This is a genomic window from Alkalihalobacillus bogoriensis ATCC BAA-922, assembly GCF_000621445.1.
Taxonomy (GTDB): Bacteria; Bacillota; Bacilli; order Bacillales; family Bacillaceae_F; genus Bacillus_AO; species Bacillus_AO bogoriense.
The window spans coordinates 251,339-271,283 of record NZ_KK211277.1 but is presented as its reverse complement, the minus strand read 5'-3'; the positions used below and the strand labels follow the sequence as shown (position 1 = coordinate 271,283).

The 19,945-nt window shown below is 37.0% G+C and carries 22 protein-coding genes and 1 other annotated feature; all 22 genes read left to right on the top strand.

Translation table 11 applies throughout. From position 1 onward, the window contains the following. Positions 1–116 precede the first annotated feature (116 nt). Entirely contained in the window at positions 117–893 is a 777-nt protein-coding gene (locus tag T323_RS0117125; RefSeq protein WP_026674371.1) for a cell division protein FtsQ/DivIB, read from the top strand. Then, the gene (locus tag T323_RS0117120) at positions 877–1,587 is read left to right on the top strand and encodes a DUF881 domain-containing protein (protein WP_026674370.1); all 711 of its coding nucleotides are present in this window, start codon (positions 877–879) and stop codon (positions 1,585–1,587) included. The genes T323_RS0117125 and T323_RS0117120 overlap by 17 nt, the downstream gene beginning before the upstream one ends. Positions 1,588–1,591: 4 nt before the next feature. Continuing rightward, positions 1,592–2,302 (top strand): DUF881 domain-containing protein, encoded by a 711-nt coding sequence (locus tag T323_RS0117115; protein WP_026674369.1) that lies wholly within the window; start codon positions 1,592–1,594, stop codon positions 2,300–2,302. A gap of 7 nt (positions 2,303–2,309) precedes the next feature. Continuing rightward, on the top strand, positions 2,310–2,669 hold the full coding sequence (locus tag T323_RS0117110) for a small basic family protein (protein WP_026674368.1): 360 nt from the start codon (positions 2,310–2,312) through the stop codon (positions 2,667–2,669). A gap of 155 nt (positions 2,670–2,824) precedes the next feature. Further along, positions 2,825–4,102: a cell division protein FtsA gene (gene ftsA / locus T323_RS0117105; RefSeq protein WP_026674367.1), complete on the top strand. Its 1,278-nt coding sequence runs from the start codon at positions 2,825–2,827 to the stop codon at positions 4,100–4,102. A 50-nt stretch (positions 4,103–4,152) separates the two neighbouring features. Further along, positions 4,153–5,289, top strand: a complete 1,137-nt coding sequence (gene ftsZ / locus T323_RS0117100) for a cell division protein FtsZ (protein ID WP_026674366.1) — start codon at positions 4,153–4,155, stop codon at positions 5,287–5,289. 275 nt (positions 5,290–5,564) lie between these two features. Continuing rightward, positions 5,565–6,482, top strand: coding sequence for a sigma-E processing peptidase SpoIIGA (gene spoIIGA / locus T323_RS0117095; RefSeq protein ID WP_026674365.1), 918 nt, complete (start codon positions 5,565–5,567; stop codon positions 6,480–6,482). Between the two features lie 28 nt (positions 6,483–6,510). Further along, positions 6,511–7,224 carry an RNA polymerase sporulation sigma factor SigE gene (gene sigE / locus T323_RS0117090; protein ID WP_026674364.1) on the top strand — a complete coding sequence of 238 codons (714 nt, stop codon included), beginning with the start codon at positions 6,511–6,513 and terminating at the stop codon, positions 7,222–7,224. Between the two features lie 146 nt (positions 7,225–7,370). Further along, complete coding sequence (sigG, locus tag T323_RS0117085; protein WP_026674363.1) at positions 7,371–8,156, top strand: RNA polymerase sporulation sigma factor SigG; 786 nt, start codon at positions 7,371–7,373, stop codon at positions 8,154–8,156. 119 nt (positions 8,157–8,275) lie between these two features. Then, the gene (locus T323_RS0117080) at positions 8,276–8,533 is read left to right on the top strand and encodes a YlmC/YmxH family sporulation protein (protein WP_026674362.1); all 258 of its coding nucleotides are present in this window, start codon (positions 8,276–8,278) and stop codon (positions 8,531–8,533) included. A 110-nt stretch (positions 8,534–8,643) separates the two neighbouring features. Then, complete coding sequence (gene pgeF / locus T323_RS0117075; protein ID WP_245613743.1) at positions 8,644–9,456, top strand: peptidoglycan editing factor PgeF; 813 nt, start codon at positions 8,644–8,646, stop codon at positions 9,454–9,456. Between the two features lie 4 nt (positions 9,457–9,460). After that, the gene (locus T323_RS0117070) at positions 9,461–10,150 is read left to right on the top strand and encodes a YggS family pyridoxal phosphate-dependent enzyme (RefSeq protein WP_026674360.1); all 690 of its coding nucleotides are present in this window, start codon (positions 9,461–9,463) and stop codon (positions 10,148–10,150) included. Between the two features lie 11 nt (positions 10,151–10,161). Further along, a complete protein-coding gene (locus T323_RS0117065; RefSeq protein WP_026674359.1) occupies positions 10,162–10,593 on the top strand; it encodes a cell division protein SepF in 432 nt (143 codons plus the stop codon). Positions 10,594–10,608: 15 nt separating this feature from the next. Beyond that, positions 10,609–10,860 carry a YggT family protein gene (locus tag T323_RS0117060; protein WP_026674358.1) on the top strand — a complete coding sequence of 84 codons (252 nt, stop codon included), beginning with the start codon at positions 10,609–10,611 and terminating at the stop codon, positions 10,858–10,860. 18 nt (positions 10,861–10,878) lie between these two features. Then, entirely contained in the window at positions 10,879–11,658 is a 780-nt protein-coding gene (locus tag T323_RS0117055) for a YlmH family RNA-binding protein (RefSeq protein WP_026674357.1), read from the top strand. Positions 11,659–11,748: 90 nt separating this feature from the next. Then, positions 11,749–12,246, top strand: a complete 498-nt coding sequence (locus T323_RS0117050; RefSeq protein ID WP_026674356.1) for a DivIVA domain-containing protein — start codon at positions 11,749–11,751, stop codon at positions 12,244–12,246. 93 nt (positions 12,247–12,339) lie between these two features. Then, positions 12,340–12,564 (top strand) — a binding site (T-box leader). A 50-nt stretch (positions 12,565–12,614) separates the two neighbouring features. Next, a complete protein-coding gene (gene ileS / locus T323_RS0117045) occupies positions 12,615–15,377 on the top strand; it encodes an isoleucine--tRNA ligase (RefSeq protein ID WP_026674355.1) in 2,763 nt (920 codons plus the stop codon). 160 nt (positions 15,378–15,537) lie between these two features. After that, complete coding sequence (locus tag T323_RS0117040) at positions 15,538–16,197, top strand: TraR/DksA C4-type zinc finger protein (protein WP_026674354.1); 660 nt, start codon at positions 15,538–15,540, stop codon at positions 16,195–16,197. Positions 16,198–16,267: 70 nt separating this feature from the next. Continuing rightward, positions 16,268–16,732, top strand: a complete 465-nt coding sequence (gene lspA / locus T323_RS0117035) for a signal peptidase II (RefSeq protein WP_026674353.1) — start codon at positions 16,268–16,270, stop codon at positions 16,730–16,732. Further along, positions 16,732–17,649, top strand: a complete 918-nt coding sequence (locus T323_RS0117030; protein WP_026674352.1) for an RluA family pseudouridine synthase — start codon at positions 16,732–16,734, stop codon at positions 17,647–17,649. The genes lspA and T323_RS0117030 overlap by 1 nt, the downstream gene beginning before the upstream one ends. A gap of 225 nt (positions 17,650–17,874) precedes the next feature. Then, positions 17,875–18,411 (top strand): bifunctional pyr operon transcriptional regulator/uracil phosphoribosyltransferase PyrR, encoded by a 537-nt coding sequence (pyrR, locus tag T323_RS0117025; RefSeq protein ID WP_026674351.1) that lies wholly within the window; start codon positions 17,875–17,877, stop codon positions 18,409–18,411. A 56-nt stretch (positions 18,412–18,467) separates the two neighbouring features. Continuing rightward, positions 18,468–19,877, top strand: a complete 1,410-nt coding sequence (locus T323_RS0117020; protein WP_026674350.1) for a solute carrier family 23 protein — start codon at positions 18,468–18,470, stop codon at positions 19,875–19,877. Positions 19,878–19,945 lie beyond the last annotated feature (68 nt).

The following is a 19,945-nucleotide window of genomic DNA, read 5'->3' as shown; positions in this document are numbered from 1 at the left end:
CCAATCTTATGTTATAATTTAAAAATGTAAGATAAGAATACGGCATAGATATATGCCGTATTTTTAAAATGAAACATTATGAAAGAGTGGTAGCTTTTAAGTGGGGGATGCTGAAAATGTCAGATGAAAAGGTCATAACGATTCACGACCGAATTCCTAAGCTTAAGGAACAAAGAAAACAGAGAGCGAACCGCCGCTTAATTTTTTTCCTATCTTTTTTCTTTTTTCTTATCCTTTTAGTTGTGTATTTTCAATCTCCACTAAGTCACGTACGTTCAATTGAAGTTAGTGGAAATTATTATATTGCTGATGAAACTATATTGAAGGCGAGTAATATTCATGTTGGGACAAGCATGTGGAATATCGATAAAGATGCGGAAGCAAATATTGTTGCGATTGATGAGATTAAATCGGTTGAAATAAAACGGGTATTTCCAACAACAATCTCAATAAATGTAAAAGAGTATGTAAGAGTTGCATATCTCTATGAAGATGAAAAATATTATCCTATTATTGAAACAGGGAAATTTTTGCGGGAAATTGGACAAGAAGAATTTCCAGCTGATGCTCCTATATTAAAAAACTGGGAGCAAGGAACGGTTGTTGAAGAATTAGCAACTGAACTTACAAAGTTACCAGATAATATTGGCAATCGTATTTCTGAAATCTATCATACTCCTATTGATTCAGATCCTCTTAGAATCACTTTGTTTATGAATGATGGTTATGAAGTCCATTCAACAGTACGGAACTTTTCTGAACTAATTTCTCCATATCCTTCTATTGTGAAAGAATTAGGTCCGGGAAAACAAGGGATTATTCATATGAGAATGAGTCCTTACTTCGAGGAGTATAACACTGAGGAGGCAATCGAAAGTGAGGGTGAAAGGTAAACACGTTATATTAGCATTTGTACTATTGGTCACAGGATTTATCATTTCCCTTTCCTATCAATTTGCTAACGATGGCACGGGTACGGATTCGATTTCACAAACCCAGTGGCGTCATGAAGATGAGCTACGTAATAAAATTATTATTGAGCAAGCTGTCAATCGAAATTTGCAAGAAGAATTACGTGGGTATCAAGCTCAATTAAGTGAAATAGAAGAACAAATTGCTGAAATGGATGAGCAACAAGAATTACGAGTCACGAATTTAATTGAGGACCTTGAGAGATTAAGAAAAGTCGTCGGTTCAGTCAAAGTAAAAGGACCAGGTGTGGAAGTGCAATTAAGTGACGCTTCTTATATCGCAGATGGAGCAAATCCAAATGACTACATTGTTCATGAAAATCATGTTCAGATGGTTGTGGATGAACTATTCGTTGCCGGTGCAGAAGCGATTTCTATTAATGGACAACGAATTACTCATCGCTCCTATATTCGGTGTATAGGTCCTGTAATCTTAATTGATGGACATACTTCTGCTGCTCCGTTTGTCGTTTCTGCCATCGGAGATACGAATACGTTAGAGGCTTCACTAAATATATTAGGTGGCGTGAAAGACCGACTCGTAAATGACCAAATCGAAGTTCGCATTGAAAAAAAAGACATTATTATGGAGCCGTTATTAGCAGAAAGAGGGTGATGACATGAAGGATAAACGTATGGTTTTCACATTCGTCATGTTAATCATAGGATTTATGATGGCTGTCCAATTTCAGTCAACAAAAGAACCTACCATTCGTGATACTCGTGATATCCGTGAATTGCGGAATGATTTACAAGCCGAGCAGGAGCGCCATCAACAACTCGTTTTAGAAATTGAAAATCACCTTTCTTTACTCCACCAGTATGAGGGTTCATTTGATAACGAGCAAAATGTCGAACAAGTCATCTTAGAACAAATCGAACAACTACGGAAGGAAGCAGGATTAACAGAAAAAAGTGGTCAAGGGATTATCATTACGATTGATGAAATGAACGATGATTTTTTTATTGATCGTCCTCGTCGATCGGTTCCACCAGAATTACTTCGCTTTCTTGTAAATGAACTAAATTTTTATGGGGCAAAAGATATATCGATTGGTGGGCATCGTGTCATCTCCACTACCTCGTTTCGTGGGGTTGGAGGGGTGACACAATTAAATGGGGGAAGACGCCTACCTCCTTTACCGATTCAAGTGAAAGTATTAGCCGATGATGCCGAAAAGCTTCATAATCATATGGTGATTTCGGAATCGAACGATTACTTTGAAATTGAAGGGTTCTCGTTAAAGTCTGAACCGATTAATTATATTACATTGCCACCATTTGACCAAACACCTAGAGTACGGTATATGGAGCTAGTAAAGGAGGATTAAGAGGAATATGTGGTTACCTGTGTTAGGGTTGCTTATTGGAATTTTATTAGGTTTTTTTACTGAATTTAGAGTGCCCGATGAATACTTGAATTACCTCTCTATCGCTGTACTTGCAGCGTTAGATACGCTTTTTGGTGGAATCCGAGCACATTTGCAAAGTACGTTTGATGGAAATGTGTTTTTAACAGGTTTTTTCTTTAATATCCTTTTAGCTGCAGGTTTGTCTTTTCTAGGTGTGCATCTTGGTGTAGACTTATACTTAGCTGCTATATTTGCTTTTGGAGTACGGCTATTTAATAATATTGCCGTTATCCGTCGGCTCATATTAACAAAATGGGATGCTAAGCGAAATGAACAACAAGTATAACCAAGACATAAGACCTAATATTTCGGAAAAAATTTATAAAATAAACGTATATATTAGAGGGGATTTGTTGTTTTATGTTGAATATAATCCTATTATGTAAAAAAATGTCCCTAAACTATAGCATACAACACATATAGAAGAAGGAGGTGCCAGAGATGAACAACAATGAGATTTATGTAAGTTTAGACATCGGTACATCCAATGTCCGAATTATCATTGGTGAAATGGCCAGTGGCAATTTAAATATTATTGGTGTAGGAAATACAAGTTCAACTGGAATAAAAAAAGGAGCCATTGTCGATATTGATGAAACTGTTCATTCGATTAAACGAGCAGTTGAACAAGCAGAGAGAATGGTTGGATTATCAATAAATCAAGTGATTGTTGGGGTGAATGGAAACCACATTCAGCTGCAACCTTGTCACGGTGTTGTTGGAGTCGTAAGCGATGACCGTGAAATTGGTGATAATGATATTGCTAGAGTCATTGATGCTTCACAAGTATTATCGATCCCACCTGAAAGAGAAATAATTGACGTTATCCCAAGGCAGTTTATTTTGGATGGGTTAGATGAAATAACCGATCCAAGAGGAATGATCGGTGTTCGTTTAGAAATGGAAGGGACTATTATTACTGGTTCTAGTACGGTCCTACAAAATTTATATCGATGCATTGAAAAAGCCGGCTTAGAAATCGCAGATATTTGTTTTCAACCTTTAGCTACAGGTTCTGTCGCGATTTCAAAAGACGAAAAAAATCTCGGTGTTGGATTAATTGACATCGGTGGTGGTTCGATAACGATTTCCATTTTTGATCAAGGAACACTTCATTCAACAACAGTAATTCCAGTTGGTGGTGACCATATTACAAATGATATTGCTGTCGGCTTACGCACATCAACGGATGAAGCTGAACGAATCAAGAAAAAACATGGACATGCTTATTTGGATGAAGCATCAGAAGATGATATTTTTAAAGTGACAGTCATTGGAAGTAACACCCAGGATGAATATTCACAGTTTGAGCTCGCCCATATTATTGAGCCAAGGATGGAAGAAATGTTTGATTTAGTTAATCAAGAAATCAGACGTTTAGGTTATCGTGAGCTTGCAGGTGGATTTGTTCTAACTGGTGGAACGGTTATGATGCCAGGGGTATTAGAATTAGCTAGGGAAATCTTAAAAAACAATGTTCGTGTAGCCACTCCAGATTATATTGGAGTACGAGAATCACAATATACGACGAGTATCGGGTTAATTCAATTTGCCTACCGAAATGTTAAAATTGTCGGAAAAGAAGTAGCTGCTTCCGTATCATCAATTGAACAAGAAGAAAAGACAGGAAAGAAGAAGGAAAAACCTGTCCAAAAATCGAATGGTGATAATGGAGTAAAAAAGAAAGTGAAAAATTTATTTAAAGTATTTTTTGAGTGATTGTATATATTCCAGAATACGGCATACACGATGGATTAGGGGGACCTTACATGTTAGAGTTTGAAATGGATATGGATCAGCTAGCTACAATAAAGGTTATTGGAGTTGGCGGAGGCGGAAGTAATGCTGTTAATCGTATGATTGAAAACGGCTTACAAGGCGTAGATTTTATTGCAGTAAATACTGATGCACAAGCATTGCATCTTTCCAAAGCAGAAACAAAGCTCCAGCTTGGTGGAAAACTGACTCGAGGATTAGGAGCAGGTGCGAATCCTGAAATTGGGAAAAAAGCAGCTGAGGAAAGTAAAGAACAAATTGAAGAGGCTCTTGCAGGTGCAGATATGGTATTTATCACTGCGGGTATGGGTGGTGGAACTGGTACGGGGGCTGCTCCAGTCATTGCACAAATTGCAAAGGAAATGGGAGCTTTAACAGTCGGCGTTGTTACACGACCATTTACGTTTGAAGGTCGAAAACGGTCAGGTCAAGCCGCTTTAGGAATAAGTTCTTTAAAAGAAAAAGTGGATACATTAATTGTAATCCCTAATGATCGCCTACTTGAAATTGTCGACAAAAACACACCAATGTTAGAGGCGTTTAGAGAAGCGGACAATGTGTTACGTCAAGGGGTACAAGGGATATCTGACTTAATTGCTGTACCAGGTTTAATTAACCTTGACTTTGCTGATGTAAAAACAATTATGAGTGACAAAGGGTCTGCCTTAATGGGGATCGGTATTGCAACTGGTGAAAATCGCGCTGCTGAAGCGGCAAAAAAAGCAATCTCAAGTCCATTACTTGAAACGTCTGTTGATGGTGCACAAGGTGTGCTAATGAACATTACAGGTGGAACAAACTTAAGCTTATATGAAGTTCATGAAGCCGCTGAGATTGTATCTGCTGCCTCTGACCCAGAAGTAAATATGATTTTTGGTTCCGTTATTAATGAAAATTTAAAAGATGAAATTGTCGTTACGGTCATTGCGACAGGGTTTGAAGAAATAGATGCTTCAAATCCAGCTCAACTGCAACGTCCGGCTCAAAAAGTAAATCAACAAGTTCAAAAAGAGGAGAAAGTATCACAGGAGCCAAGATTTCAATCTTCACAGCAACAATCGTCAGGTGAACAAATGGACACATTGGACATCCCTACATTCCTTAGAAATCGAAGAAGACGACCAAAATAATCGAGTAATACACGAAATGTAAGTACATTATATGTGCTTACATTTTTTTTTATGATTTTTTTTTTAGAGTGTGCTATTTTTGTCGTTTTTCGAAATGATTGATTCAATAGGTGTTTGCTGAGTCAAGTTAAGAAATTAGTGAAATTCCCCGTTTTTCTTTGACACAGTTGGTGAAAATCTCACAAAATAACAACGAATCTATCGTCATGAAATGACAGACATAGAAATAGAATGTGATATATACTTGTTTCAAATTAAAGTTGAGAGGCTTCGTCATGACCATTTATTTAGATGTTATATGGTTTTTGAACTTATGTATTGATCTATTACTACTTTATATTACCGCCTTAGCATTAAAACGAAATGTCACTCATTGGAGAATGATACTAGCAGGAATGGTCGCTTCTTCGATTGTCTTATTGTTGTTTACACCGATTGCTTGGTTGTTTTATCAACCGTGGATGAAATTTTTATTCTCTATGGGGATTGTCTTCATTGCTTTCGGCTTTAGGAGGTTCGCTTTTTTTCTGCAGAATTTATGTATGTTTTACTTTGTAACGTTTATGACAGGAGGTGGACTCTTCGCCCTTCATTATTTTTGGCAAACGGAAGTAGAGATACTAGAAGGTGTTGTCATCTCAAAAACATCGGGCTATGGAAGTACGTTTAGTTGGTTATTTGTATTAATTGGATTTCCACTTGTATGGTATTTTTCCAAATCTCAATTGCAACAAGTGGAAGTTAAACAAGTTCATTATGACCAATTAGCTGAAGTAGTGATCACAATCAATGAAGAAACGGTGGAAGTAAAGGGATTGATTGATAGTGGCAATCAACTTCATGACCCGATTACCAGGGCCCCTGTTATGATTTTGGAATCAACGGCATTACAACATCTATTATCCGAGGAACAAATTAAAGCCTTAACATCAGTTGATTCAATTTCTACGGATTTAGAACATCCTTTTGCCGAAAGAATGCGAATTATTCCATATCGAGTAGTAGGACATGATCAACAATTTTTAATTGCTCTAAAACCAGACTACGTTAAAATTAAACATCATGAACAAGAACATCAAATTAAAAAGGTGCTAGTTGGAATTAATGCTTCTAACTTGGCGAATGACGGGGAGTATCAATGTATTGTCCACCCAAAACTTCTAATAACGAATACGGGGAAAAAATTAGCATGATGTTTAAATCATTGAGGAGGCATTGTTCATGTTGAAATTGAAACTTACATTAGCGTGGCAAAGATTATTAGTTCGATTAGGAATTAAATCGGATGAAATCTACTATATAGGAGGAAGTGAAGCCCTTCCTCCACCGTTAACAAAAGAAGAAGAAGCCCACCTACTAAAAAAATTGCCAACAGGAGATAAAGTTGCTCGGTCTATGTTAATTGAAAGAAACTTGAGGTTAGTCGTATATATTGCAAGAAAATTTGAAAATACAGGCATTAATATTGAGGATTTAATCAGCATTGGCACAATAGGATTAATTAAAGCTGTCAATACGTTTAATCCAGAGAAAAAAATTAAATTAGCTACATATGCTTCAAGATGTATTGAAAACGAAATATTAATGTATTTACGGAGGAATAATAAAATCCGTTCAGAAGTTTCATTCGATGAACCATTAAACATTGATTGGGATGGAAATGAACTTTTGCTTTCAGATGTACTAGGTACGGAAGAAGATATTATTACAAAGGGAATTGAGGAGCGTGTCGATAGAAAATTGTTAGTAAAAGCGTTGTATACATTAAATGACCGCGAAAAACAAATTATGGAACTTCGATTCGGACTAGCTGGAGGAGAAGAAAAAACACAGAAAGATGTGGCGGATATGTTAGGCATATCGCAATCATATATTTCAAGATTAGAAAAGAGAATAATTAAAAGATTACGAAAAGAGTTCAACAAAATGGTATGACAAAAAAATTTTAAATAGCTTTCCGTCCTTATTTTATGTATTCTTAGACGTTTTTTGTTATACCAAAAGCAAAATCCACCATGCATATTTTTCCCTGCTAAGGAGATACTTTACTTGTACATCATCTCCTGTTAGGAGGGAAGAAATTGACTCGAAATAAAGTTGAAATTTGTGGAGTTGACACATCAAAGTTACCTGTATTGAAAAATGCGGAAATGAGAGAACTGTTTGAAAAGCTTCAAAGTGGTGACATTAGCGCAAGAGAAACATTAGTAAATGGAAATCTCCGTTTAGTATTAAGTGTAATCCAGCGCTTTAATAACCGCGGTGAGTATGTGGATGATTTATTTCAAGTCGGTTGCATAGGGTTAATGAAATCGATTGATAATTTTGATTTAAGTCAAAATGTAAAATTTTCTACTTATGCTGTTCCTATGATAATTGGGGAAATTCGTCGCTACTTACGCGATAATAACCCTATCAGGGTATCACGTTCTCTCCGAGATATCGCGTATAAAGCATTACAGGTGCGTGACCAGCTTATGGCTCAAAAGAACCGCGAGCGGGAACCAACAGTTGTTGAAATTTCAAAAGTGCTTGATGTGCCAAAAGAAGACGTTGTTTTTGCGTTAGATGCAATTCAAGATCCAGTCTCTTTGTTTGAACCGATTTATAATGATGGCGGTGACCCGATTTATGTTATGGACCAAATTAGTGATGAGAAAAACAAAGATGTAAATTGGGTAGAAGAAATTGCCCTTAGGGAGGCAATGGTAAGATTAAATGACCGTGAAAAAATGATACTTAATATGCGCTTTTTCCAAGGCAAAACACAAATGGAAGTAGCTGATGAGATCGGGATCTCTCAAGCTCAAGTGTCTAGGTTAGAAAAAGCGGCGATCCAACAAATGAATAAGCATGCCAAAAGTTAATTGATAAGCTGACTGCATAAGCAGTCAGCTTTTTCTAATGGACAGAAAAGGGTATAGAAAAAAAACGAGCCGCATATATTGTAGTAACAAGTTGGCAAGGAAAGGTGAGGTGTTGACCTATGATGAAAATTTCAGATTTGCAAACGAAAGACATTGTAAATATTGATAATGGAAAACGGCTTGGTCATTTAGGTGATTTGGATATTAATTTATCAACAGGTCGTATTGATGCGCTCATAATAGGTGGAACAGGTAGAATGATGAGTTTTTTTCAGAAAGAGGCGGAAATGGTCATTCCTTGGAGTAATATAGTAAAAATTGGATCAGATGTTATTTTGGTACAATTACCAGATGATTATCAAGCACAAATCCCATAAAGAAACAAAGAAAAAATAAGAAAGTCATTTCTTGCCTGTAGAAAAATATGCTAAAATGAAAGAAATTCAATTTTTTTGTCAAACAAAGGAATAATGGGATGTGACCATTTGTGAGTATAGAACCATTTATTTTACAGGAAAAAGAATATTTTCATATCCCTTTTTTAAAAGGTGATCATTCTATCGTTGCTGGATTTACGACAAGAAATGGCGGAGTGAGTCTTCCGCCCTATACAAGCTTAAATATGGGATTACACGTACAGGATGATGAAATTGCAGTTAAGAAAAATCGAGAAAATATTGCTTCAAAAATTGGATTTCCTCTTCAATCATGGATTGTAGGAGAACAAGTTCATGGGGCACAAATCAAAAAGGTCACTATCAAGGATACAGGAAGTGGCGCAATGCAAGTTGAGAATGCCATTAAAGGTGTAGATGCCTTATATACAAATGAGCCTGATATTCTTCTCACAAGTCTTTATGCGGACTGTGTACCTTTGTATTTTAGCTCGCCGAAAACAAATTATATTGGCCTTGCACATGCAGGGTGGCGAGGTACAGTAGGAGCCATTGGTCCGAAGATGATTGACCTATGGGTGAAAAAAGAAGGAGTCCCATTGGAAGATATTCATTGTGTGATTGGTCCAGCAATCGGTAAAGAACAATATGAAGTTGACCAAAAGGTGATTGATGAAGTGAAGAAGGTCTGTGATTCACATTTTACTGTTGTGAGTGATAATAAGTTTTTATTAGACTTACAACAAATAAATCGGACGCTTTTAGAAAAGGCTGGCATCCCTTCTGGGAATATTAGGAAAAGTTCGTATTGTACTGCGAGTAATCTTGAACTCTTCTTTTCTCATCGAAAAGAAAAAGGAAAAACAGGAAGAATGATGAGTTTTATCGGAAGAAGGAGTGTGTGATGCGTTGACGGTTCAACAAAATTTAGCCAATGTTGAAGAAAAAATCCAAGCTGCATGCCAAAAGTCAAACCGAAATCGACACGATGTAAATATAATAGCTGTTACAAAATATGTGGATGAAAAGCGGACGAAAGAAGCACTAGATGCCGGCATTATTCATATTGGTGAAAATCGAGTTGAAGGTGGCGTTGAAAAAAGAGAAGCATTTCAAACACGTGGAATATGGCATTTCATCGGTTCAATTCAAACAAAAAAAGTAAAAAAGATGATAGGAAAATTTGACTTTCTTCATTCGCTTGACCGAGAGTCATTAGCTGAGGAAATTGAAAAAAGGTCTAATGGCCGTTTGCTTCATTGTTTTGTGCAAGTCAATATATCTCAGGAACAATCAAAGTCAGGACTTAATGAAAAACAAGTGATTCCTTTTATAAAGTTGCTTGAAAAATATCCTTCAATACGAGTTGTCGGGTTAATGACCATGGCCCCGTTTGTCGATGATCCAGAAGAAACGCGTCCGATTTTCCGACGTTTGCGTGAATTAAAAGAAAGTGTACAAGCATTACAATTGCCGTATGCTCCATGTGATGAATTATCGATGGGGATGTCAAATGACTTTGAAGTTGCAATAGAAGAAGGGGCAACATTTGTAAGAATTGGTACATTGTTAGTCGGTTCAAAACAAAAGGATAGATAGGAGGAACAAAAATGGGAATGAAATCGAAGTTTAAGCGATTTTTTGAGTTAGAAGATGATGTAACTGAAATTGAAGAATATATTGATGAAGCGGCCGCAGCTCAAGAAGAATCAACAGAAGGAAGACGGCGCTCAAAAGGGCAAAATGTAGTTTCATTACAAAGCATTCAACAAACGGCAAAAGTGATTTTGCACGAGCCAAGAACATATGATGAGGCACAGGATATCGCAGACCATTTAAAAAACCGAAAAGCCGTGATTATTAATTTACAGCGAATTTCACACGAACAAGCAAAGCGAATAGTCGATTTTTTAAGCGGAACAGTGTATGCTATAGGAGGAGATATTCAAAAATTAGGAGCAAACATCTTTTTATGTACACCAGATAATGTAGATGTATCCGGAACAATTACAGAGATGTTTGAAGACCGTTTTGATGCATAAAGGGTGGTGAATTAGATGGCAGGTATTGGTAATTTATTGCTTTTACTATTAACGCTTTATTCTTATGCGATAATTGCATATATTTTAATGTCTTGGTTTCCAAATGCAAGAGAATCGAGTATTGGGCAATTTTTAGGTTCCATTGTTGAACCATATTTAGCTCCATTCCGCAAAATTATTCCTCCATTAGGGATGATTGATATTTCACCAATCGTTGCAATTTTTGCTCTTCATTTTGCAAGAATGGGTGTTGCGGCCATATTTTAATGAGTAATAGGTGAGACAATGACGACAATCTATCAACATTTCCGTGAAGATGAAAGGGCTTTTGTTGATAAAGTGCTGGATTGGAAAGCGGATGCTGAACAACAATATCGGAGAAAATTAACTGATTTTTTAGATCCTCGTGAACAAGAAATCATGTCAATGCTCATCGGTAAACAAGACGACGTTCGCCTCTCCTTTTGGGGAGGCAGTACTCATTCTGAGCGAAAACGGGCACTTCTACTTCCTCCCTACGATGAAAGTGATGAAGAAGAAGAATTTAATATTGTAACGTTTGAGCTTGAGTACCCTCAAAAATTCGTGACAATTGAGCATCGAGATGTATTAGGTTCGCTTATGTCCTTAGGTATGAAACGAGAAAAGTTTGGAGATATTTTGTTTGAAGAAAATCGCGTTCAAATTATCACACAACAAGAAACGGCTGATTTTATCGAAGCTAATCTACATACGATTGGACGAGCTTCCATTGAATTGAATCGAATTCCAAATTCTGAGCAAATTAAACATATAGAGAGTTGGGAAGAGCAGGTTGGAACATTTTCATCTTTACGATTAGATGTTGTTTTATCAGAAATTTATCGACTTTCACGGGCAAAAACGATTCCATATATAGAACGGGGATTAGTGAAAGTCAATTGGAAAATCGTTGAACAATCTGCTTTTCAATTACAACAGGGGGACCATATATCTATGCGTGGCCATGGAAGAAGTAAATTAATTTCAATTGAAGGTAAAACAAAAAAAGATAAATGGCGAATTCTATATGGAAAATTAAAATAATATTCGATTTAATTTGCAGGAAATAGGAAGTCTTTGTCGAATATTGTTATTTATCGAAATTGTTTATACTAACAGATGGAGGTGGAGTGTGTGCCTTTAACACCCCTTGACATTCACAATAAGGAATTTACACGAGGATTTCGTGGATATGATGAAGATGAGGTTAATGAATTCCTTGACCAGATCATTAAAGATTATGAAGCAGTACTTCGTGAGAAAAAAGACCTATTTGAAAAAGTAGAAGACCTAGAAACAAGACTCGAACATTTTAACAATATTGAACAAACGTTAAATAAATCGATATTAGTTGCTCAAGAATCAGCAGAAGAAGTTCGTCGAAATGCGCAAAAAGAAGCACAGCTCATCGTAAAAGAGGCAGAAAAAAATGCAGATCGCATAATTAACGATGCCCTATCGAAATCAAGAAAAATTATGATTGAAACAGAAGAATTGAAGAAACAAGCTTCTGTTTATCGTATTCGTTTTAAAATGTTAGTTGAAGCTCAGTTAGAAATGCTTCAGTCTGATGATTGGGATGATGTTGCGAGTCACACTGAAGAAGGATATGAACAAGAAACACGTGACTAGGGCAGACTCAATTTAAATTTTTCTCGTTAAAATTGAAGATGTTCTTGACGTTTGCTTTCATTTTTCATATAATTTCAACACACAACTTAAATGAAAATGACTATGACAGGGAGAGTACCTTTGTTATTCTTTACAAAGCGAGCTAGGAATGGTGAGAGCCTAGTTAAAGAAATAAAGCGAAAATCACCCTTAAGTTCTATACCGAACGATTTTTATCTAGTAGGCTATAGCGTTTGTTCGCGTTATGAATGTAGAGTGGATAGAACAAATTGTTTTATTCAATAGGGTGGTACCACGGGTAACCTTCTCGTCCCTAGTTTGGGGGGGAAGGTTTTTTGTATTGAAAAAATAAGGGAGGCCATTTTGTGATGGAGTACAAAGATACGCTTTTAATGCCAAAAACAGAATTTCCGATGCGCGGTAATTTACCAAATCGTGAACCGGATCTTCAAAAAGAGTGGGAAGAAAAAAATATATATAAACAAGTTCAAGAACGAACAGAAGGAAGACCATTATTTGTTTTGCATGACGGTCCCCCGTATGCGAATGGAGATATCCATATGGGCCATGCGTTAAATAAAGTTTTAAAAGATTTTATTGTACGCTATAAATCAATGAGTGGTTTTCAAGCCCCATATGTTCCGGGATGGGATACACATGGTTTACCGATTGAAACAGCGTTAACGAAAAATGGGAAAGTTAACCGAAAAGCGCTAAGTGTAGCCGAGTTCCGTAAATTGTGTGAAGAATACGCAAGGGAACAAGTTAATCGTCAACGAGAACAATTTAAACGTTTAGGGGTTCGTGGCGATTGGGAAAACCCTTACGTTACTCTTGATAAGGAATATGAAGCACAACAAATTAAAGTATTCGGTGAAATGGCGAAAAAAGGCTATATTTATAAAGGATTAAAACCAGTATACTGGTCTCCATCTTCTGAATCTGCTTTAGCTGAAGCAGAAATCGAATATCATGATAAACGTTCAGCATCGATTTATGTTGCATTTGGAGTTAAAGATGGAAAAGGCGTTTTAGAGCAAGATGAAAAAATCGTCATTTGGACAACAACACCGTGGACGATTCCTGCTAACTTAGGAATTACAGTTCACCCTGAATTAGAATATAGTGTTGTGAAAGTGAATACAAATAAATTTGTTGTGGCGACTGGATTATTAGAATCATTAGTGACAACATTAGAATGGGAAGAGTATGAAGTCCTCAGAACTGTAAAAGGGGCGCAATTAGAGAATATAATTGCTGTTCATCCTTTATATGGTCGTGAATCCTTAGTAATGTGTGGGGAGCATGTAACATTAGATGCAGGAACAGGTTGTGTGCATACAGCGCCAGGACATGGGGAAGATGATTATATTGTTGGCCAAAAATATGGATTAGATGTATTATGTCCTGTCGATGATAAGGGTGTATTTACAGATGAAGCTCCAGGTTTTGAAGGGTTGTTTTATGATACAGCGAATAAACCAATTACAGAAAAATTAGATGAAGCGGGTGCGCTTTTAAAATTATCATTTATTACACATTCTTATCCTCATGATTGGCGCACCAAAAAGCCAGTTATCTTCCGAGCGACAGCACAATGGTTTGCATCGATTAAAGATTTTAGAAAAGAATTACTTGAAGCGATTCAAGAAGTAAACTGGATTCCAACATGGGGTGAAACAAGACTATTTAACATGGTAAGAGACCGTGGGGATTGGTGTATTTCTAGGCAGCGTGCATGGGGAGTTCCTATTCCGATTTTTTATGGTGAAAATGGGGAGCCGATTGTGAATGATGAAACGATTGACCATGTATCACAGTTATTTAGAGAGCACGGTTCAAATATTTGGTTTGAATGGGAGACAAAAGATTTACTTCCAAAGGGCTTTACGTCAGAGCATAGTCCGAATGGTGAATTTACAAGAGAAATGGATATTATGGATGTATGGTTTGATTCTGGTTCATCACACCAAGCTGTATTAGTGGAGCGTGATGATTTACAGCGTCCGGCTGATTTATATTTAGAAGGGTCAGACCAATACCGTGGATGGTTTAACTCTTCATTATCTACAAGTGTTGCGGTTAGTGGAAAAGCTCCGTACAAAGGTGTGTTAAGTCACGGATTTGCTTTAGATGGTGAAGGAAGAAAGATGAGTAAGTCGATTGGGAATGTTGTTGTCCCTAACGATGTTATGAAGCAGTTAGGTGCTGATATTTTACGCTTATGGGTCGCCTCTGTAGATTATCAAGCAGATGTGCGTGTATCAGATAAAATCTTAAAGCAAGTATCAGAAGTATACCGAAAAATTCGGAACACATTCCGTTTCTTGCTTGGTAACTTGGCTGATTTTGATCCTGCTGTTCATACTGTGGAATATGATTCATTACCAGAACTGGATAAATATATGATGATTAAACTTCATGAAGTGATTGGAAAAGCAAAAACAGCGTATGATCAATATCAATTTTCAACGGTCTTCCATACGGTTCATAATTTCTGTTCGATCGAATTAAGTTCGTTTTATATGGATATTGCGAAAGATACATTATATATTGAGCATGCAGATCATCACGACCGTCGTTCGATTCAAACGGTAATGTATGAAATTTTAGTTTCGTTAACGAAATTGGTTACACCTATTTTGCCACATACAGCAGATGAAGTTTGGAAGTTCATTCCAGCTGTAACAGAAGAAAGTGTTCAATTAACTGATATGCCAGAAGCAAAAGAGTTTGTAGAAGCATCGACTTTAATTGCAAAGTGGGACCAAGTTATGGATATACGGAATGATGTGTTAAAAGCGTTAGAAACAGCAAGAAATGAAAAGACAATTGGAAAATCGCTAACCGCTCAACTCACGTTATATCCGAACGAACAAACAAAAGCGTTACTTGAAGGGATTTCAAGTTTACACAAATTATTTATTGTATCGAAGGTAATTATTGCAGGTCTAAAAGAAGAAGCACCAGAAGATGCGACTAGCTTTGATGACATCACAGTTATTGTTGAAAAAGCAGCAGGGGAAACGTGTGAACGTTGTTGGATAGTTTCAACAGAAATTGGTCAAAACGAAGAACACCCGACATTATGCCCTTCTTGTGCTGAGATTGTAACAAATCATTATAGCTAAAGAGTAAAAGAAAAAGATGTCCTCTGTATAGGGCATCTTTTCTTGTGTATAACGTTTTTTTTAAATGCTTGTCAAAACTTGTGTAGGCTAATGAAACGTGTATCGGATAAAATAAAAACGAGTTGTTATGAGCACTCAATGATGGGAATGGAGGGATTAGATGAACCAACAGTATGAAGCGATTAAACAGGATTTAGTTCAACGTAAACAAAGAGTGGAAGCTCGATTAGATGAAACAGAACATTTTGGGTTAGAACTAAACATTGCCTTATCTACAGGTGAAATATCCCAATATGATAATCATCCCGCCGATACTGCAACAGATTTATATGAACGTGAAAAGGATATCGCCCTCCGAGAAAACTTAAAAAGAGAACTCGAAGATATTCAATATTCATTGGATAAAATGGAAAAAGGAACATATGGAATTTGTGAAGTAACAGGAAAACAAATACCGGCTGAAAGACTTATTGCAAATCCAACAGCGAGAACGGTTATTGAGCACTCTAAAGGAGAATTAAGTCATAATCGGCCTGTTGAAGAAGAGGTATTAGGAAACTTTGATAAGTTTAATTTTGATGGCGACGAAGAAAATGAAAATATGCAATTTGATGCCGAAGATGCTTGGCAAGCTGTAGCAAGATTTAATGCAAACGGGATGATATTTGAAGATTCCTCACTTGATGAAACAGGGGAGTTAATCGGATATGTAGAGGAGATCGAAGCGTTTGTATCCACTGATATTGAAGGATATAAAGGTGATGACTCGGTTCATTTCCAGAGAAATATTCATTACGACCAATATTTAAATGAGAAGTAGGGGGAGGACACATCCCCCTTTTTATGCTAAAATGCTATCGTATGAGTAGAATGAGTGGAGGCTAAATACATTGATTTATTATGTCATTGCGGTAGTTATTATTTTGCTTGATCAATTAACAAAGTGGATTGTTGTTACTTCAATGGAGATCGGTCAAAGAATTCCTTTAATTGAAAATGTCCTTTATTTTACGTCACACCGAAATAAAGGTGCAGCTTTTGGGATATTAGAAGGAAAAATGTGGTTTTTTTATATTGTGACGGTTATCGTTGTCGGTTTTCTAATATACTACATAGAAAAAGAGGGAAAAAAAAGCATGCTCTTTGGCATATCACTAGCCTTAATGCTAGGAGGAGCCATTGGGAATTTTATCGACCGTGTATTCCGTGGTGAAGTGGTCGACTTTATTGATACATTTATTTTCACGTACAATTTCCCCATTTTTAATGTCGCTGATTCCGCTTTAGTGGTTGGCGTTGGATTAATGATGATTAAATTGATATACGATGAAAGGAAAACAAAGGAGAATCGTTAATGGAAGAGCTTCAGTGGACAATAACAGAACAAGAAAAAAACGAAAGAATTGATAAAGTGATTACGTCATTTAATGAGGATTGGTCTAGAAGTCAAGTGCAACAATGGGTTAAGAATGGTCATCTAACTGTAAATGGTGTACACGTAAAAAGTAATTATAAAATGCAACTTCATGACCAAATAGTGCTAACCATCCCAGATCCAGAAGTGTTAGAAGTAGTCCCAGAAAAAATGGATTTAGATATTGTGTATGAAGATGAAGATGTTGTCGTCGTGAATAAGCCAAGAGGAATGGTTGTTCATCCTGCTCCTGGACATTATTCAGGAACACTTGTTAACGGCTTAATGTACCATTGCAAAGATTTATCTGGGATTAATGGTGTCATCCGACCAGGAATTGTTCACCGTATTGATAAAGATACTTCAGGGCTGCTCATGGTTGCCAAAAATGACCGTGCCCATGAATCTTTAGTCGAACAATTAAAAGCGAAAACGACAAAGCGGATTTATAAAGCGATTGTGCACGGTGTCATTGCCCATGACCATGGCACAGTAGATGCACCAATTGGTCGTGACAAACAAGACCGCCAAAGTATGACGGTTACCGATGAAAATGGAAGAGATGCAGTGACACATTTTAATGTTTTAGAAAGATTCACAAACTTTACTTTTGTTCAGTGTCAATTAGAAACAGGAAGAACACACCAAATAAGAGTTCATCTGAAATATATCGGTTATCCATTAGCTGGTGACCCAAAATATGGACCGAAAAAAACATTAGACATTGAAGGTCAAGCCCTCCATGCTGAAATATTAGGGTTCACACATCCTAGAACAGGTGAACAATTAGAATTTCAAGCCCCGATTCCCGATGATATGGATCAACTATTAGAACAATTACGAATATCTTCTTTATAGTTGACTTTTATGTCGAACTTTGGAATAATAATCATTAATAGAATATAGTCCTTTAACTACAGTCCTGTGAGGCTGAGAAGGAAGCGGAATAATGAGATCTAGGTGAAATCTGCCTATATCTTAGTTCTTTATGCTTACAAAACCTCTCATCCTACAAGATGAGAGGTTTTTTTGAAAGATAAGAAAGAAAAAACGCTTCATGTGAAAAAATGGAGGTGAACAAAAGTGGCACGGATTATTCTTGACGAAGAAGCCATTCGTCGGGCAACGACTCGAATTGCCCATGAAATTATTGAAAAAAACAAGGGAATAAATGAGTGTGTTCTCGTTGGAATCCGCACGAGAGGTATTTATTTTGCGGAGCGATTAGCAGAAAGGATATTGGAGATTGAAGGAGAGTCTATTCCAGTTGGAGAAATCGATATTACGTTATATCGTGACGATTTAACAGTGAAAACGAAAACGAAAGAACCTATTTTAAAAGGGACCTCCATTCCTCCGGTCACAAATCAAAAAGTCATTTTAGTTGACGATGTCCTTTATACAGGACGAACGGTAAGAGCAGCTTTAGATGCTTTAATCGACATGGGGCGACCTGCTCAAATTCAATTAGCTGTCTTAGTTGATAGGGGCCATCGTGAATTACCGATTCGCCCAGATTATGTAGGGAAAAATGTACCCACTTCGAAAAGTGAAAAAATCGTCGCGAAATTAAAAGAAGTCGATGATATTGATGAAGTCAGTATTGAGCAAAGAGTATAACGTTTTATTATACGAGAACACTAATTACATATCGGCCTTGTTGAGGGGGAAGAAAAATGGTAGAAAAAAAAGATGTTGGTATCCACGAAATACCAAGGTTTGATAAATGGCTTATTTTTAGTTTGCAACATTTATTTGCGATGTTTGGTGCAACGGTTTTAGTACCGGTTATTGTTGGGTTAAGTCCAGCTGTTGCCTTAGTATCAAGTGGTCTCGGTACGCTAGCTTATCTACTAATAACAAGAGGACAAGTACCAGCATATTTAGGATCTTCGTTTGCCTTTATAGCACCAATCATTACGGCAATTACGATTGGTGGGCCAGAAGGAGCGATGATTGGAAGTTTCTTAGCGGGAATAGTCTATGGGGTAGTTGCACTCTTCATTAAAGCAAGTGGAGTTCGTTGGTTAATGAAAATATTACCGCCAATCGTAGTTGGTCCAGTTATTATGGTCATCGGACTTGGATTAGCTGGGGTGGCCATTGATATGGCGATGTATGAAACAGTAGAAGAATCAAGGTATGTTTTACAAGATGAAGCATTAGAAGGGTTTACAGGAGAGACTGAACAATATAATGGACCTATTGAACAAATCACAGAATCTGTATCTGTATACAATGGTACATATTTAATGGTTGCACTTGTCACATTAGTAATTACTGTCATTTCAGCGATGTTTTTTAAAGGATTTTTCGGACTGATTCCGTTTATGTTTGGTATTGTTGGAGGGTATTTATTCGCATTAACGCAAGGGTTAGTTGATTTTTCTTCTGTTCGAGCAGCGAATTGGTTTGCAATGCCTGACTTTATCGTCCCGTTTGTCACATATACTCCTTCTTTTTCATGGCAAATTGCTTGGGTTATGGTCCCTATCGCCATTGTGACGATTTCTGAACATATCGGAGACCAAATGGTGTTAAGTAAAGTGGTTGGAAAAAACTTTATAAAAAAACCAGGTCTTCACCGTTCCATTTTAGGAGATGGGGTAGCAACAATTATTGCTTCTTTAATCGGTGGGCCACCGAATACAACTTATGGAGAAAATATCGGTGTCGTTGCGATTACTAGAGTGTTTAGTGTATTTGTAATCGGTGGAGCTGCGGTCATTGCTGTCGTGTTAGCTTTCGTAGGCAAATTTGCTGCTTTTGTCGGCACAATTCCTTCTCCAGTCATGGGTGGGATTTCAATTCTTCTGTTCGGGGTTATCGCGTCATCAGGTCTTCGCATGTTAATTGACAACAAGATTAACTTAGGGGTAAAACGAAATCTAATCATTTCTTCCGTTATTTTAGTACTAGGAATTGGTGGAGCGTTTATCCAAGTGAATGCAGACGTACAAATTGCTGGTATGGCATTAGCGGCGATTATCGGGGTAATTTTACACTTAGTGTTACCTGGTAAAGAAGATAGTTATGGAAAAACACCGATGTTTGAAGAAATCGAAGAAACAAAAGAAACTGTATAATCCACATCCTTTAACTAAGTACGAGAGACTTAAAAGGGTGAAAAAGAAGAAGGAGATCGGAATTTCAC